The sequence below is a fragment of the Stenotrophomonas sp. PS02300 genome (assembly GCF_029959395.1).
In the GTDB taxonomy this organism is placed as follows: domain Bacteria; phylum Pseudomonadota; class Gammaproteobacteria; order Xanthomonadales; family Xanthomonadaceae; genus Stenotrophomonas; species Stenotrophomonas maltophilia_AD.
This window is the reverse complement of the sequence record NZ_JASCOP010000023.1, coordinates 25,810-41,724: the sequence shown is the minus strand read 5'-3', so window position 1 is coordinate 41,724 and position 15,915 is coordinate 25,810. Positions and strand designations below refer to the sequence as shown.

Below are 15,915 nucleotides of genomic sequence, written 5' to 3'. Positions count from 1 at the left end.
GCCCCCGCCGCGGACCAGCCCGGTGCCCGCACGCGCGGCTGCGCCGTCGCGGCCGGCCGCCAGCGCGCCTGCGGCGACCGTCGCCGCCGACGGCAGCATCACCGTGCAGCGTGGCCAGACCCTCTCGCAGATTGCCGGCAGCCTGGCCCGCGAGCAGGGCATCAGCCGCGACCAGGCGATGATCGCCCTGTTGCGTGCCAATCCCGACGCCTTCATCCGTGGCAACGTGAACCTGCTCAAGCAGGGCGCGGTGCTGCGCAGCGCAGGTGCCGATGCTCCGGTCGATGCCGCCCAGGCCGCCGCCATGGTGCGCGAGCACGCCGCGCAGTGGCGCCAGTCGCGCTCGGCCATTCCGCAGCCGGTCGCCAGTGGCGTTGCCGCCGCGCCGGCCGCCACGGCCGCGCCTGCAGCGGCGGCCCCCGCAGCCGCTGCGGGTGGACGCCTGGAGATCGCCCCGGCGGTCGCCGCTACCGACAACAACGCAGGTACAACCACCGGCACCGCTGCCGGCAGCGAGGGTGACATGCTGGGCAACGAACAACTGCGGCAGGCCAAGGAAGACGTGGCTACCCGCGATGCCGAGATCCAGGAGCTGCGCAACCGCGTGGCCGAACTGGAGAAGCTCAAGCAGCAGCAGGCCTCGCTGATTGCCATGAAAGGCACCGACCTGGCTGCCGCGCAGCAGCGCCTGGGCGAAGCCCCGGCCACGCGCGAAGCGGGCAGTGGCGGCTGGGCCTGGCTCGGCTTGGCGGTGCTGCTGCTGATCGTGGCCGGCTGGGCCGTGGCCCGTCGGCGCAAGCCGTCGCCGCTGCCGCCGCTGCGCCGCGAGGGACTGGATGCCGCCAGCCTGGCCGCTGCGGTTCCCGCCGCCGATTACGTGGACGAACTGGCGGCCCAGCAGGACGTGGACGCTGACGAGCCCGACCTGCGCGACGCGCCGGATTACGTGCTGGCCGAGACCGAAGTACCGGATGAAGGGCGGCGCGAGCCGGTGTTCACCCTGGAGCCGCAGCCGGGCCGCCCGGTGCAGGACGTCGAGGAGGCCGTTGCCACCCCGGTGGTGGTGCCGGTCGCGCCGGTTGCAGCCGAAGATGTCGTGCCGCCGCACGCGCTCGAAGCGGCGGCCCAGCCGTCCTATCGTGGCGTGTTTGAATTCCCCGAGGACACCGCTGCTGCGGCGGCGGAAGCTCCCGTGGCCGTCCACCACGACCCGGCCCCGCTGGGTGCACCGGGTCGCGACCGCCTTGAACTGGCGATCGCCTACCTCGACCTGGGCGATGCCGAAACCGCCCGCATCCTGCTGCTCGAGGTCGCCCAGGCCGGCGACCCGCACAGCCAGCAGCAGGCCCACGAGCTGCTCTCGCGGCTCGGATGATCCGCGTCGGCCGCCCTCCTGCATTTGAAGCGAAGTTCTGAACATGCGTTACGCATTGGGCGTCGAGTACGACGGCAGCGAGTACAAGGGCTGGCAGCAGCTCGGTGAGAGCGGCTGCCCCAGCGTGCAGGCCAGCCTGCAGGACGCCCTGTCATCGGTGGCCGCCGCGCCGATCCAGGTGGTCTGTGCCGGGCGCACCGATGCCGGCGTGCACGGCGAATGCCAGGTGGTGCACTTCGATACCGATGTGGCGCGTGACCCGCGCGGCTGGACCTTGGGCACCACCACCCGGCTGCCGCGTTCGATCGCGGTGCGCTGGTGCGTGCCGGTGGCCGATGACTTCCACGCACGCTTCTCCGCCCGCGCCCGGCGTTACCGCTACCGGCTGCTCAACCGGCAGATCCGCCCGGCGCTGCACCGGCAGACCCTGAGCTGGGAGCGCCGGCCGCTCGATGCCGCGCTGATGCACCAGGCCGGGCAGGCCCTGCTGGGCGAGAACGACTTCAGCGCTTTCCGCAGCGCCCAGTGCGAGGCCCTTCACGCCCGCCGCGAGCTGCAGGCCATCAGCGTGACCCGCCAGGGCGAGATCGTGGAGGTCTGCGTTCAGGCCAATGCATTCCTTCATCACATGGTGCGCAATATCGTCGGCTCATTGATCCTGATTGGCTGTGGGGAAAAGCCGGTGTCGTGGATGGCCGAGCTGCTTGCCGGCCAGGACCGCACCGTGGCCGGCCCGACCGCACCGCCCCAGGGCCTTGTATTCGTTGGCCCGTTGTACCCCGACAACTGGCACCTGCCCGCCGAGGTCACTCTATGAGCCGCTCCTTCTACCGCACCCGCATCAAGTTCTGCGGCATGACCCGCGCCGGCGACGTGCGCCTGGCCGGCGAACTGGGCGTGGATGCGGTCGGCTTCATCTTCGCCCGTGAAAGCAAGCGCCGGGTGGCCCCGGCCGAAGCCCGCGCCATGCGCCAGGCGATCGCGCCGATGGTGGACGTGGTCGCGCTGTTCCGCGACAACAGCAAGGAAGAGGTGCGCGAAGTGCTGCGCACCGTGCGGCCGACCCTGCTGCAGTTCCATGGCGACGAAGATGAATCCTTCTGCCGCAGCTTCAACATGCCGTACCTGAAGGCGGTGGCCATGGGCGGCCGTGAAGAGGTCAACGCCCGCCAGCTGCAGCTGCGCTACCCCAGCGCGGCCGGTTTCCTGTTCGACAGCCACGCCCCGGGCGGCGGTGGCGGCACCGGCGTGGCCTTCGACTGGACTCGCCTGCCGACCGGCCTGCACCGCCCGTTCCTGCTGGCCGGCGGCATCACCCCGGACAACGTGTTCGACGCCATCGTGGCGACCCTGCCGTGGGGTGTGGACGTCTCCAGCGGCATCGAAACCGAGCCGGGCATCAAGGACGGCTACAAGATGCGCAAGTTCGTCGAAGAAGTCCGCCGCGCGGACTGTCACGAAGCGGATTAGCGCCGGTAGCTCCCGACCGTTGGTCGGGAGACGTTCTACGTCGGAAACGCCTATGTGCGTATCCGCCGATTTCACGTAGCATCGACAGGACAGGACGCGGCCGGCTCGGCGCGTAGTCGCGGGAGGCCGGAGTGCCTCCTGCAGGACGCCGCGGGGGCGGCATCGATGCAGGGAAGTACTGGAATGGCGGAATTTCTGACTGTCGCGCTTACGTTCCCCACGCTGCCTTACAGCATCGTGCTGGCATTCGCCATGGTCTATTGGCTGCTGGCGGCCTGTGGCGTGGTCGACGACGGCATCGGCGGCGACGGCTTGGACCTCGAACTGGGCGACGACGGCCTGCATGGGCTCTCCGGCATGTTCGCCCGGCTCGGCTTGGGCGGCGCCCCGGTGATGCTGGTGATCGCGCTGCTTGCCTTCTTCGGCTGGACCGCCACCTATTTCGTCCACCTTTTCCTGCTGCAGCCGCTGCCGGTGCCGATGCGCTGGCTGGCCGGCAGCGCCACTGCCGTGCTGGCGCTGGTGCCGGCGGTGCCGGTCACCGCCTGGCTGCTGCGTCCGATCCGCCGGCTGCTGCTGCGGCTGCGCCCGGTGTCGCAGCGCTCTCTGCTCGGCCGGGTCGGGGTGGTCGCGTCACCGCAGGTGACCGCCGAGGCCGGCCATGCCAACGTCGACGACGGCGGTGCCGGCCTGATCCTGCAGGTGCGCGTGCGTGACGGCGGGCCGCTGGCGCGCGGCGAGCGTATCGTGCTGCTCGACTACCTGCCCGAACACAATCATTACCTGGTGGCCCGTGAACACGGGCACCCCGCGCTTTCGTTCCAAGACAGCCTGATTCCGGGCGATAAGGAGATCCACCGATGAGTTTTGCGACCATGGCCCCCTTCCTGATCGGGGTGGGCGCCCTGCTGGTGCTGATGTTCGGCCTGGCCGGCCTGTTCAAGGCGTTCTACCGCAAGGTGGACCAGGGCGTGGCCCTGATCGTCAACGACATGAGCGCCCAGCCCAAGGTGCATTTCACCGGCGCCCTGATCATTCCGGTGCTGTACCGCGCCGAGCTGATGCGGATCAGCCTGATCACCCTGCAGATCGACCGCCGTGGCAAGGAAGGCCTTATCTGCCGCGACAACATGCGCGCCGACATCGCGGTGGCGTTCTACCTGCGGGTCAATGAAACCCAGGCCGATGTGCTGCGCGTGGCCAAGGCCATCGGCGCCGACCGTGCCTCGGACAAGCACGCGGTCGATGAACTGTTCAACGCCAAGTTCTCCGAAGCGCTGAAGACGGTGGGCAAGAAGTTCGAGTTCACCGAACTGTTCGAGAAGCGCCAGGAATTCCGCGACGAGATCATCGCGGTGATCGGCAACGACCTCAACGGCTATGCGCTGGAAGACGTCGCCATCGACTACCTGGAGCAGACCCCCAAGCTGCTGCTGGACCAGAACAACATCCTCGATGCGCAGGGCATCCGCAAGATCACCGAACTCACCGCCGCGCAGAACGTGGTGACCAACGAGCTGGAACAGAACGAAAAGCTCGCCATCACCAAGAAGAACGTGGAAGCGCGCGAAGCGCTGCTGGCGCTGGAACGCCAGCAGGCCGAGGCCGAAGCCCGCCAGAAGCGCGAGATTGAAACCATCCAGGCCCGCGAACAGGCCGAAACCGCGAAGGTGCAGGAAGAGCAGCGCCAGCTGTCCGAGCAGGCCCGCATCGAAGCGCAGGAAGTCATCGAAATCCGCGAGCAGAACCGCATGCGCGAGGTGGAGGTGGCCGAACAGAACCGCCAGCGCGCCGTGGCCATCGAAGCCGAACGGGTCGAGCGCGCGCGCCAGCTGGAGCAGGTCACCACCCAGCGCGAAGTGCAGCTGCAGGGCGTGGAGCGCGACAAGGTGGTCGAGTCCGGCAAGATGGACGTGGCCAACATCACCCGTGAGCGGATCGCCATCGACAAGACCGTGGCGCAGGAAGAAGAACGCATCAAGGAAGTGCGTGAAGTCTCCGAAGCCGATCGCCAGAAGCAGGTGCTGATCCTGGAAGCCGAAGCCAAGGCGCAGGAACTGATGGTGCGCCAGGTCAAGGAAGCCCAGGCGGCCGAGACCTCGGCCAAGCACCGCGCGGTGGAAATCACCACGCTGGCCCAGGCCGAACACGAAGCGGCCGGCAAGCAGGCCGAAGCCAAGCGCCTGCTCGCCGACGGTACCCGCGCCGAACAGGCTGCGCCCGGCCTGGCCGAAGCGCAGGTGCGCGAAGCGTCCGCGCTGGCCATCGAAAAGGTCGGTATCGCCGAGGCCCGCGTGATCGAGGCCAAGGCCGAAGCCAGCCTCAAGCAGGGCACCAACGACGCCCGCGTGCTGGCCGAGACCCTGCAGGCCCAGGCCCAGGGTGAAGAGCAGATGGGCCGCGCCCGTGCCAGCGCCACCGAATCGGTGGGAGGCGCCGAAGCCGGCGTGGTGCAGAAGAAGCTGCTGGCCGAGGCCGAGGGCCTGGTCCGCAAGTTCGAAGCCATTGCCTCGCTGAGCGATACCGCGCGCGGCCACGAAGAGTTCCGCATGATGCTCGACAACAGCCTCAAGCAGGCCCTCGCCTCGATCGAAGCGGGCAAGGAAGTCTCGCGCGAGAACGCCGGCGTCATCGCCAGCGCGCTGCGCAATGCCGACATCGACCTGGTGGGTGGCGACGGCGGCATGTTCGAGAACCTGATCAAGGCGGTCTCGCTGGGCAAGTCGATCGAAGGCCTGGCCGGCAAGAGCCCGATCGTGCAGGACCTCATGCAGCGCTACCTGGGGGTCGCGCCGCGCGAGGAAGCCCCGCGCAAGATCGAAGACCAGCACCTGGCCGAGGTCGAAACCGTGTCGGCCACCGTGGTCGACGCCCGCTGAGCCCCCTCGATGGCGCGCCGCGTGCGCGCCGTCGTCGCCCCCTCACTGGCCGGCTTGTCCGGCCGGTTGTCCGTGAGCCGGAAGGAAGCCGATGTCTGATACCGCCAACCGTCCCGAGCCGTCGCCGCCGGAAGCCACCACCACCGTCGACCAGGCCGTTGCCCAGGGCGGTGCCTATGAAGTGCTGCGCCGCCGGCTGGGTGACCAGGGGGGGCGCCTGCGCGGGCTGGCCGATACGCTCAACCAGCAGCGCCTGGCCGAATTCGGCGACAGCCGCCTGGAAGTCACCGGCCGCTTCCGCATCCGCAGCGAGAACAACTGCGTGGGTCGCGACATCGTGCAGGTCGGTCCGGACCTGCTGCTGTTCGGTTACAACGTTTTCCTGGGGCTGAAGACCCAGACCCGCGTGGAGGATGTGTTCGGGCTGTACCGGCTGGTGCAGGCCGGCGAGGGCTACGACGTGGTGCCGGTGGAAGCCAAGGGCAGCTTCCTGGCGCAGGCCGCGTTCGTGCACGACTTCGGCGAACTGTACGCGTACTACAAGCACGCACGCCTGCTGCAGCTGATCAAGGTCGGCGACAAGCTGCTGGCCTCGTTCCAGATCGGCGAGCGCAGCACCGACGTGCGCGTGTTCCGCTGGGCGGTCGCCCGCGATGGCGCGCTGACCTACCTGGACGCGCGCGGCGAACGCGATATCGCGCTGCCGCCACCGTTCGATTTCGAATGGACACGGGCCACCCGCGACATGGCGGTCAGCGGCCGCCATTCGCACCTGAACATCCTCGATACCCTGTTCGTCGAGACCACCGGGGGCGACCTCACCATCAAGGTGGAGAACAACACCGAAAGCGGGCAGGGCATCTACAGCGAGCCGGTCGACGACAGTACCCAGTCGCTGGATGACGCGCAGTTCGATTTCGCCCGGGTCGGTTCACTGGTGCTGCTGAAGGTACTGCCGTACCGCGAAACCACCTGGCGTGGGCTGATCTACAACACGCTCACCGGCACCATCACCCGCAACGATGCGATCGTGCAGGCCTGCGTGCAGCTGCCCGAAGACCACGGCATCATCTTCCCCGGTGGTTACTACCTGCAGAGCGGCGAACACAAGGCGTTCGACGCGTCCATGCAGGGCATGCAGTTCAAGCGTGCCATCCGTTCGCCGAACGGCGAAGACGTGCTGTACATCTTCTACGAGCGCGAAGGCGGGCGCTCGGCGCTGTTCGTGTACAACACCATCCAGCGCGTGCTGCAGACGCCGGTGTTCGGCCACGGCTACGCCTTCCTGCACGACGGGCGCATGGTGCTGTTCCATGCCGAAGGCACCGAACCCACCCGCATCCACCCCATGCAGGTGTGGCAGACCCCGTTCAGCAGCGACGAGTTCGCCGCCAGCCGGCCGCCGGGCAATACCTTCATGGGCCGGATCGGCAATGCCGAACTGGTGCGCGGCATTTCCAACCTGTTCGACCTGGCCCGCACCATCGAAGGCCAGGATGTGTCGGTGCAGCGCTACCAGCGCCTGGTGCAGGACACCCGGCGGCTGTTCGACGCCCACCACTGGCTGGACGACGCGCAGTGCGACGGCGCCGCGGGCCTGCTCCGCGAGATCAGCGCCACCGGCGAGTCGGTGCTGGACGAGTACGAGAAAGTACAGTCGATCCGGCAGCAGTCGGCGCAGGCCATGGCCCAGGCGCAGGCCAGCCAGAAGGCGTTGCTGGCGCGCCTGCAGCCGGAGAACTGGACGGAGGTGCAGGCCTTCGTGGAGGCGCTGAACGCGATCTCCACCCAGCGTGGCCACCTGCTGACCATCCGCGATTACCGTTACATCGACACCGATGTGATCGATGCGATGACCGCCGCCCTGCAGGAGGCGCACGACCGTATCGGCGCGGCCACCGGCCAGTTCCTGGGCGGCGAGCAGGCACTGGCCCCGCTGGGCGCCCGGCTGCAGGTACTCGACGAGGCGGCCCAGCAGGCCGAAAGCGCCCGGGTGCTGGATGAGCAGCTGGCCGGCATGCGTGCGATGGCGGCCGACCTGGACATGCTGTCGACCCTGATGGCCGGGCTGAAGGTGGATGACGCCACCGCGCGCACCCGCGTGGTGGAATCCATTTCCGCGGTGTACGCCCGGCTCAACCAGAGCCGGGTGCGCGCCGAGCAGCGGCGACGCACCCTGGGCTCGGCCGAGGCGGTGGCGCAGTTCGCCGCGCAGTTCGCGCTGTTCTCCCAGGCCATCACCAGCGCGCTGGCCATGGCCACCGACCCGGAGCGGGCCGATGAGCAGATGTCGCGCCTGCTGGTGCAGCTGGAAGAACTGGAAAGCCAGTTCGGCGAGCACGAGCAGTTCCTGGGCGACATCCTGGCCAAGCGCGAAGAACTGATCGAAGCCTTTGAAACGCACAAGCAGGCGCTGCAGGACGAGCGCCAGCGCAAGGCGCGTTCGGTGCTGGACGCCGCCACCCGCATCCTGGATGGCCTGGCCAAGCGTACCGAGCGCTTTGCCAGCGCCGACGAGCTCAATGCCTTCTTCGCCGGCGATGCGCTGGTGCTCAAGCTGCGTGAGCTGGCCGGGCGCCTGCGCGAGCTGCGCGACAGCGTCAAGGCCGACGACGTCGAAGCGCGCCTGAAGGGCGTGCGCGACCAGGCCGTGCGCGCGCTGCGCGACCGCAGCGAGTTGTTCGAAGACGGGGGCAACGTGGTCCGGCTGGGCCCGCGCCACCGCTTCAGCGTCAACACCCAGGCGCTGGACCTGACCCTGCTGCCGCGCGGGGAGGAGCTGGCCATCCACCTGACCGGTACTGATTTCCTGGAGACGCTGCACGACCCGGAACTGGCCGGGCTGAAGGCGTACTGGCAGGTCGGGCTGGATTCCGAATCGGCGCAGCTGTACCGGGGCGAATACCTGGCCGGCAGCCTGCTGCAGGCGGCGATGGAAGGCCGCGACGGGCTGGACCTGGCCACCCTGCAGCGCAGCGCGGCCGAGCCCGACGCGCTGGAACGGATCGTGCGCGACTTCGCCGCCCCGCGTTACCGCGAAGGATATGAGCGCGGCATCCACGACCACGACGCCAGCCTGATCCTGCACGCGCTGCTGCCGCTGCAGCAGGCGGCGGGCACCCTGCAGCACGCCCCCCGCGCCCGTGCGTTGGCGATGCTGTTCTGGTCCGCGCAGCACCGCCGCGACGATGTCCTGCAGTGGGCTGCGCGACAGGCCGGTGCCGATGCGATCGCGCGCCTGTTCGGCTCACGCGAAGGCCAGCAGGCGCTGCTGGCCGACATCGGTGCCGCGCTGTCCAGCTTCGTGGACGAACACCAGCTCCCGTTCGACCCGGTCCAGGCGCAGGCCGCAGCGGCGTATCTCGCCGCGGAACTGGGCGCTGGCGAGCCGGTGTTCAGCACCAGCCGCTATGCGCAGGCGCTGCTGGATGCACTCGGCCAGCACCTGCAGGCCGCCGGCCAGCGCGAGGCATTCGACCGTGCGCTGCAGCGCGAACAGGACGGCCTGGCGGCGCGCTGGGCGCTGGCCGGACAGTGGCTGCGTGCGTTGTGCCAGCTGCCTGCGTTCACCGATCACAGCGCCTATGTCGATGAAGCAGCGGCGCTGCTGCTGGTGGCGCGCACGTTGCGCACCCGACCCAGCGACGTGGCGCTGCTGGTGCAGGTCGACGGCCTGCTGGGCGAGCACGCGCGCGTGCAGAAGGGGCGCCTGCTGCTGTCGCTGGATGATTTCCTGGCCCGCCTGCGCGAGCACCTGCAGGCGTTCGTGCCGGCGTTCCATGCCTACCAGGGCGTGCGCCAGCGCATCATCGGCCGCGAGCGCGATGCCCTGCGCCTGTCCGAATTCAAGGCACGGCCGCTGTCGTCGTTCGTGCGCAACAAGCTGATCAACGATGTGTACCTGGGCGTCATCGGCGACAACCTCGCCAAGCAGATGGGTACCGTGGGCGAGAACAAGCGCAGCGACCTGATGGGCCTGCTGATGATGATCTCGCCGCCCGGCTACGGCAAAACCACCCTGATGGAATACGTGGCGCACCGGTTGGGCCTGGTCTTCATGAAGATCAACGGCCCCGCGCTCGGCCATGAGGTGCGTTCGCTGGATCCAGCCCAGGCCCCGGATGCGACCTCACGGCAGGAACTGGAGAAACTCAACCTGGCGCTGGAGATGGGCAACAACACCATGCTGTATGTCGATGACATCCAGCACACCCATCCGGAGTTCCTGCAGAAGTTCATTTCGCTGTGCGACGGCACCCGCCGCATCGAAGGCGTGTGGCGCGGGCGTACCCGCACCTACGACATGCGCGGCAAGAAGTTCTGCGTGGTGATGGCCGGCAACCCGTATACCGAGTCCGGCGAAGTGTTCAAGATCCCGGACATGCTGGCCAACCGTGCCGACATCTACAACCTGGGCGACGTGCTGGGCGGCATGGAAGATGCCTTCACCTTGAGCTACATCGAGAACAGCCTGACCTCCAACCCGGTGCTGGCGCCGCTGGCCACCCGTGACTTGGCCGACCTGTACCTGCTGGCCGAGCGGGCCGCCGGCAAGGAGGTCTCGACCAACGCGCTGAGCCATGCCTACAGCGGTGCGGAGATCAACGAAATCGTCGCTACCCTGCAGCGCATGCTGCGCGTGCGCGACGTGGTCTATCGGGTCAACCAGCAGTACATCGCCAGCGCGGCGCAGGACGACCGCTACCGTACCGAACCGCCGTTCCGCCTGCAGGGCAGCTACCGCAACATGAACAAGCTGGCCGAGAAGATCTCGCCGGTGATGAACGATGCCGAGCTGCAGCAGCTGGTCTCCGACCACTACCTGGGCGAGGCGCAGCTGCTCACCACCGGCGCGGAGGAGAACCTGCTCAAGCTGGCCGAGCTGCGCGGGGTGCAGGGCGAGGAGGAACAGCAGCGCTGGGCCCAGATCAAGCGCGATTTCCTGCGCAACAAGGCCATGGGCGCCGGTGACGCCGATGTTGGCGGCCGGGTGGTGGCGCAGCTGGCCGATATCGCCAGCGCGCTGCAGCCCAGCGCGCCACCGGCAGCGGTGGCGGTGGAAGAACCCGCGCCTTGGCCCGCGCTGCTGGCCGCGCTGGAACGGCTGGCCCAGGCCCACGCGGCGAGTGCCGCCCCTGCGGCCGTGGCTGTCGAAGCGCCCCTCGCCGAACCCTTGTCGCAGGGGCTGCAGCAGGGTCTGGCGCCGTTGCTGCAGCTGCTGGGCCAGTCCAATGCGCAGCAGGCCCGCACCGGTGAGACGCTGGCGTTGCTGGCCGGCTGGGTGCGCCAGCAGGCCGAGCGCGAGCCGGCCCCGGCTGCACGGCCGCGCGTGCGCCGCGCCAGCACCCCCGAAGAACGCGCGCTGGATGAGGCGCTGATGCGCCATTTCTACGGCGAATCGGCGCGGCCACCACGGGACGCGGCCGCGGCGGACGACGCGCACGCATGAGTGCGCGCTGGCCCGTGCCGACAGCACCGGCTCCCGATGCGGCCGACCTGGCGCGTTGGGGAGATGCGGTGGTGGCCGTGTTGGGGCAGGTAGATGACGCGGCCGCGACCGCCGACCGGGCAGGGCAACCGTTGCTGGACCTGTTGGCGCAACTGGCATTGGTGCTGCAATCGGCCGCGCCCGGCGGCGTGCGCCGGCAGACCGGCTGGTGGGGGCGCCTGTTGGGCCGTGACGTTGAACGCGAGCTGGATGCACAGGACTGGCAACCGCGCCTTGGCCTGCTGTTGACGCAGGTCGAGCTGGCCGCGCAGGCGCTGCGCGAACAGGGCAGCCGATACCTCGCTGCGCAGGCGGCCGCGCTCGATGCGGCAGGGGCCACCCAGCGGTGGGTGGACGCCGGCGCCGCGCAACTTCCCACCCTGCCCGCACCGCTGCAGCCTGTGCTTGCCCAGCGCCTGGATCACCTGCGCCGGCTGGCCGCCGTGCGGCAGCTCGAAGCCGGGCAGTGGCAGCTGTTGTACGAACAGGACAGCGACCTGCTGGCACGCGGCCAGCGCATCACCGAAACGCTGCTGCCGGCCTGGCGGCAGGCGGTACTGGCGCGCCGTGCCGATGACCAGCAGCAGCGCAATGCGCAGGCCGCGCAGCTGCAGGCGCAGATCGCCGCCGAGCTGGCCTCGGCGCAGGCTAGACTCGACTGACCCCGATACCCGATTGACCCCCTTCAAGGAGATCACGCCATGACCCAGGATCCGCAGGACAACACGGCGCTTGCCGTGGCACCGGCCGCCGTCGACGACGCCACCCTGCAGGCGCTGGGGCTGGTCGCTGACGACCTGCCGCGCATCGCGGAAATCGGCCGCAGCCTGGAGGACATCCGTCCGGGCAACCTGCAGGTATTCGGGCGCGAAGCGGCGGCCAAGACCGCCGCGTTCTCCAGCCAGCTGCTCGACCAGGTACGCAACCGCGACCTGGATGCCAGTGGCGACAAGCTGGGCGAAGTGGTGCGCATCGCGCGCACGCTCAACCTGGATGGGCTCACCCAGCGTTCGAAGGTGCCGGTGATTGGTGGCCTGATCGACAAGCTGCGTGCCTCCAAGGGCGAGCTGGTGCAGAAGTTCAGCGACACCAACCGCCAGATCGAACAGCTGCTCGGCGATGTCGGCAGCCAGCAGGCGCTGATGGGCCAGCGCGTGGGCGAGTTCGACCGCATGCACGAGATCGTGCGCGACGAACGCCATGCGCTGGGCCTGCACATCGCCGCCGGCAAGCAGCGGCTGGCCAGCCTGCGCAGCGAGCAGCTGGCCGGTGCAGGCAGTGAAGACCCGCAGGTGCGGATCCGCCAGGGCGAGCTGGACAATGCGATCCGGCTGCTCGACAAGCGGGTGGGCGACCTGGTGGTGATGCAGCATGCGGCCGACCAGTCGCTGCCGATGATCCGCCTGATCCAGGCCAATGCGATCCAGCTGATCGAGAAATTCAATACCGTCCGCGACATCACCATCCCGTCGTGGAAGCGCCAGTTCGCCATCCAGCTGTCGTTGAGCGAGCAGAAGAGCGCGGCCGAGCTGTCCAACACGATCGACGATGCGACCAACGAACTGATGCGGCGCAATGCCGACCTGATGCGGCAGACCTCGGTGGACACCGCCAAGGCGAACCAGCGCGCGGTGATCGACGTGGCGACCCTGCGCCACACCCACGAACAGCTCATCGCCACCGTGGAAGAAGTCCGCACCATCCACCGCGAAGGCATGCAGCAGCGCCAGCAGGCCGAGGTGGAACTGGCCAAGATGCGTGATGACGTCCAACAACGCCTGGCGGCTCCGACAGCGGCATAAGTCTGGTAGGGCGTTAACGCAGCTTTTCGGTCAGCCATTCCGCAAGGGATTCGACCCGGGCATCCTGCGCGCCCTCCGGGGTGGCCAGCACCCAGAAGCCACCGGTCGCGGCGAAGCCCCACGGCGCCAGCAGGCGTCCGGCCGCCAGCTCATCGGCCACCAGCGGCTCCGGCGCGATCGCCACGCCCAGCCCGGCCACGGCCGCTTCCAGCAGGTAATAGAGGTGATCGAATCCGGTGCCCAGCTGCAGCTGCGCCGGGTCCAGGCGATGCGACAACGCCCAGTCCGGCCACGCCTGCGGGCGCGAGGTGGTGTGCAGCAGCGGTTCGCGCAGCAGCGCCTGCGGTGGCTGCTGGCGCAGCCGCGCCGCAGCCGGATGCTGCGGGCTGACCACCACGCCGACCCGTTCCGGGGCCAGTTCGCGCACCTGCCAGCCGCGCGGCCACGGTGGCTGCGCCAGCAGCAGCACCGCATCCAGCGCCTGCTGCTGTTCGGTGAAGCTGCCGTCCTGCGCCGACCAGTGCAGCGGCAGCTGCGGCAGGTCGGCCTGCAGCGCGGGCAGGCGCGGAATCATCCAGCGCGCCAGGATGCTGCCGCTGCAGCCCAGCACCAGCGCCTCCGGCCGCTGCCGGCGCTGCAGGGTGTCCACCGCCTCACGGATCTGGGTGAACGCCCCGGCGCAGGCCACCTGCAGGGCCTGGCCGGCCGCGGTCAGGCGCAGCCCCCGCCCGGCCCGTTCGAACAACGCCACCCCGAGGTGCTCCTCGAGCAGCCGCAGCTGGCGGCTGATTGCCCCGTGGGTCACGTGCAGCGCCTCGGCCGCGCGTGCCACGCCGCCCAGCCGGGCGGTGGCCTCGAAGCTGCGCAGGGCATTGAGGGGCGGCAGTGGCGTCTGGTTCATGTGAGTTTTCCTGACGTGTTGGTGCAGATAATATCGATATTCCGGTCACGACATGTGCGCTAAATTGTCAGCCTGTCTCCAACGGCTGTCGCGTCATGTCCGTATCGTCCGTCCCCCCCATCACCGATTTCCACGCCTATCCCGACGCCAACGGCCATTTCGGCCGCTATGGCGGCAGTTTCGTTGCCGAAACGCTGATCGGGCCGCTGCAGGAGCTGGCGGCGGCCTATGACGAGGCGCGCCGCGACCCCGCATTCATCGCCGCCTACGACAAGGACCTCACCCATTACGTGGGCCGTCCCAGCCCGATCTACCACGCCGAGCGGCTGAGCCGGCAGGTCGGCGGCGCGCAGATCCTGCTCAAGCGCGAAGACCTGAACCACACCGGCGCGCACAAGATCAACAACACCATCGGCCAGGCCCTGCTGGCCGCGCGGATGGGCAAGAAGCGCATCATCGCCGAGACCGGCGCCGGCCAGCACGGCGTGGCCAGCGCTACCGTGGCCGCGCGGCTGGGCCTGGAATGCGTGGTGTACATGGGCGCCACCGACATCGAGCGGCAGAAGATCAACGTCTACCGCATGAAGCTGCTGGGCGCGACGGTGGTCCCGGTCACGTCGGGATCGGCCACGCTCAAGGATGCGCTCAACGAAGCCATGCGCGACTGGGTCACCAACGTGCGCGACACCTTCTACATCATCGGCACCGTGGCCGGCCCGGACCCGTACCCGCGCATGGTGCGCGACTTCAACGCCATCGTCGGCCGCGAAGCGCGCGCGCAGATGCTTACCGATTACGGCCGGCTGCCCGATGCGATCACTGCCTGCGTGGGCGGCGGCAGCAATGCCATCGGCCTGTTCCATGCGTTCCTCAATGATCGCGACGTGCGCATCGTCGGCGCCGAAGCGGCCGGTGACGGCATCGAGACCGGGCGCCATGCGGCCTCGATCGCGGCAGGCCGCCCCGGCGTGCTGCACGGCAACCGTACCTACGTGATCTGCGACGACGACGGCCAGATCATCGAAACCCACTCGGTCTCGGCCGGGCTGGATTACCCCGGCGTGGGCCCGGAACACGCGTTCCTGGCCGATGCCGGTCGCGCCGAGTACGTGGGCATCACCGACGATGAGGCGCTGGCCGCGTTCCATCAGCTGGCGCACAGCGAAGGCATCCTGGCCGCGCTGGAATCCAGCCATGCCGTGGCCCAGGCGATCAAGATCGCGCGCGAGCTGCCCAGCGACAAGCTGGTGCTGTGCAACCTGTCCGGCCGTGGCGACAAGGACGTGCACACCATTGCCGCGCGCGAGGGCCTGGTCCTGTGAATCCGGTGCTGCGCCAGGGAAGTGCGCTGCTGATCGTGGTCGGCCTGACCGGCTGCAAACCGCCGGAGCCGCCGGTGCTGGCCCCTGCGGCGACGCCGGCGGCGATTGCGCCGGCCCGGCTGCCGGCGAGCAATGACGACGTGGCAGATCGCCCGTTCGAGGATGCACCGCAGGACACACCGCCTGCGGACGAAACCGACGCTCCCGCCGTGGTCTTGGTCGCGCTGGACCACGCAGGTGATGTGGTGATCGGCCAGCGTTTCAGCGACGTCGAAGCGGACGGATCATGGCATTCGGCCGGCCTGAGCGAAGGCGACGGTGCGGGTGCCTGCGAGTACTACGAGCGCGGCAGCCTGCCCGAAGGGGTGTCGATGATGGTCGATGCCGGCCACGTGCAGCGGTTCGACCTCGACACCATCGACGGTTCCTACGAGGCGATTGCCCAGCCGGGGCCGTTCGGCCTGCGCCTGGGCATGTCGCTGGACGAGGCGCTCAAGCGCCTGCCTCCGGGCAGCACCCGCACACCGCATGCCTACGACCCGGACGTGGGCGAGTACCTGACCTGGCAGGACCCCGGTTCGGATCTGGCGATCCGGCTGGAGATCTTCGGCGGGGTGATATCTAAGCTGTACTGGGGCGCCAGTGGCGCCGTTGAATTGAAAGAAGGATGTGCCTGAG

At 68.9% G+C, this 15,915-nt stretch carries 11 protein-coding genes; 10 read left to right on the top strand and 1 reads right to left on the bottom strand.

Translation table 11 applies throughout. The annotated features are described in order from the left end of the window. The 8 genes from QMX79_RS06905 to QMX79_RS06870 form a co-directional block, all read left to right on the top strand. On the top strand, nt 1-1,375 hold a 1,375-nt coding region (locus QMX79_RS06905; protein ID WP_282245685.1), incomplete at its 5' end, for a FimV/HubP family polar landmark protein. A 43-nt stretch (nt 1,376-1,418) separates the two neighbouring features. After that, nucleotides 1,419-2,192: a tRNA pseudouridine(38-40) synthase TruA gene (gene truA, locus QMX79_RS06900; protein ID WP_282245683.1), complete on the top strand. Its 774-nt coding sequence runs from the start codon at nt 1,419-1,421 to the stop codon at nt 2,190-2,192. Continuing rightward, nucleotides 2,189-2,845, top strand: a complete 657-nt coding sequence (locus QMX79_RS06895) for a phosphoribosylanthranilate isomerase (RefSeq protein WP_282245681.1) — start codon at nt 2,189-2,191, stop codon at nt 2,843-2,845. Before truA ends, QMX79_RS06895 begins: the two co-directional genes overlap by 4 nt. A 183-nt stretch (nt 2,846-3,028) precedes the next feature. Next, nucleotides 3,029-3,709 carry a hypothetical protein gene (locus tag QMX79_RS06890; protein WP_282245679.1) on the top strand — a complete coding sequence of 227 codons (681 nt, stop codon included), beginning with the start codon at nt 3,029-3,031 and terminating at the stop codon, nt 3,707-3,709. Next, the gene (locus tag QMX79_RS06885) at nt 3,706-5,724 is read left to right on the top strand and encodes a hypothetical protein (RefSeq protein WP_282245677.1); all 2,019 of its coding nucleotides are present in this window, start codon (nt 3,706-3,708) and stop codon (nt 5,722-5,724) included. Before QMX79_RS06890 ends, QMX79_RS06885 begins: the two co-directional genes overlap by 4 nt. A gap of 91 nt (nt 5,725-5,815) precedes the next feature. After that, a complete protein-coding gene (locus QMX79_RS06880) occupies nt 5,816-11,173 on the top strand; it encodes a DNA repair ATPase (RefSeq protein ID WP_282245676.1) in 5,358 nt (1,785 codons plus the stop codon). Next, on the top strand, nt 11,170-11,874 hold the full coding sequence (locus QMX79_RS06875; protein WP_282245674.1) for a hypothetical protein: 705 nt from the start codon (nt 11,170-11,172) through the stop codon (nt 11,872-11,874). Before QMX79_RS06880 ends, QMX79_RS06875 begins: the two co-directional genes overlap by 4 nt. Before the next feature lie 39 nt (nt 11,875-11,913). Further along, nucleotides 11,914-13,014 carry a toxic anion resistance protein gene (locus tag QMX79_RS06870; protein WP_282245672.1) on the top strand — a complete coding sequence of 367 codons (1,101 nt, stop codon included), beginning with the start codon at nt 11,914-11,916 and terminating at the stop codon, nt 13,012-13,014. A 13-nt stretch (nt 13,015-13,027) separates the two neighbouring features. Here the strand turns inward: QMX79_RS06870 and QMX79_RS06865 are convergent, their stop codons facing one another. Continuing rightward, nucleotides 13,028-13,915 (bottom strand): LysR family transcriptional regulator, encoded by an 888-nt coding sequence (locus QMX79_RS06865; RefSeq protein ID WP_282245670.1) that lies wholly within the window; start codon nt 13,913-13,915, stop codon nt 13,028-13,030. Nucleotides 13,916-14,010: 95 nt separating this feature from the next. On the opposite strand from QMX79_RS06865, the gene trpB reads away from it, so the two are divergent. Next, the gene (gene trpB, locus QMX79_RS06860) at nt 14,011-15,237 is read left to right on the top strand and encodes a tryptophan synthase subunit beta (RefSeq protein WP_282245668.1); all 1,227 of its coding nucleotides are present in this window, start codon (nt 14,011-14,013) and stop codon (nt 15,235-15,237) included. Further along, a complete protein-coding gene (locus tag QMX79_RS06855; protein WP_282245666.1) occupies nt 15,234-15,914 on the top strand; it encodes a hypothetical protein in 681 nt (226 codons plus the stop codon). Before trpB ends, QMX79_RS06855 begins: the two co-directional genes overlap by 4 nt. Nucleotide 15,915 lies beyond the last annotated feature (1 nt).

Coding starts and splice junctions, on each gene's coding strand:
- QMX79_RS06865 (WP_282245670.1), bottom strand. CDS start 13,915: ATGAACCAGACGCCACTGCCGCCCCTCAATGCCCTGCGCAGCTTCGAG.
- QMX79_RS06885 (WP_282245677.1), top strand. CDS start 3,706: ATGAGTTTTGCGACCATGGCCCCCTTCCTGATCGGGGTGGGCGCCCTG.
- QMX79_RS06890 (WP_282245679.1), top strand. CDS start 3,029: ATGGCGGAATTTCTGACTGTCGCGCTTACGTTCCCCACGCTGCCTTAC.
- QMX79_RS06875 (WP_282245674.1), top strand. CDS start 11,170: ATGAGTGCGCGCTGGCCCGTGCCGACAGCACCGGCTCCCGATGCGGCC.
- QMX79_RS06870 (WP_282245672.1), top strand. CDS start 11,914: ATGACCCAGGATCCGCAGGACAACACGGCGCTTGCCGTGGCACCGGCC.
- truA (WP_282245683.1), top strand. CDS start 1,419: ATGCGTTACGCATTGGGCGTCGAGTACGACGGCAGCGAGTACAAGGGC.
- trpB (WP_282245668.1), top strand. CDS start 14,011: ATGTCCGTATCGTCCGTCCCCCCCATCACCGATTTCCACGCCTATCCC.
- QMX79_RS06895 (WP_282245681.1), top strand. CDS start 2,189: ATGAGCCGCTCCTTCTACCGCACCCGCATCAAGTTCTGCGGCATGACC.
- QMX79_RS06880 (WP_282245676.1), top strand. CDS start 5,816: ATGTCTGATACCGCCAACCGTCCCGAGCCGTCGCCGCCGGAAGCCACC.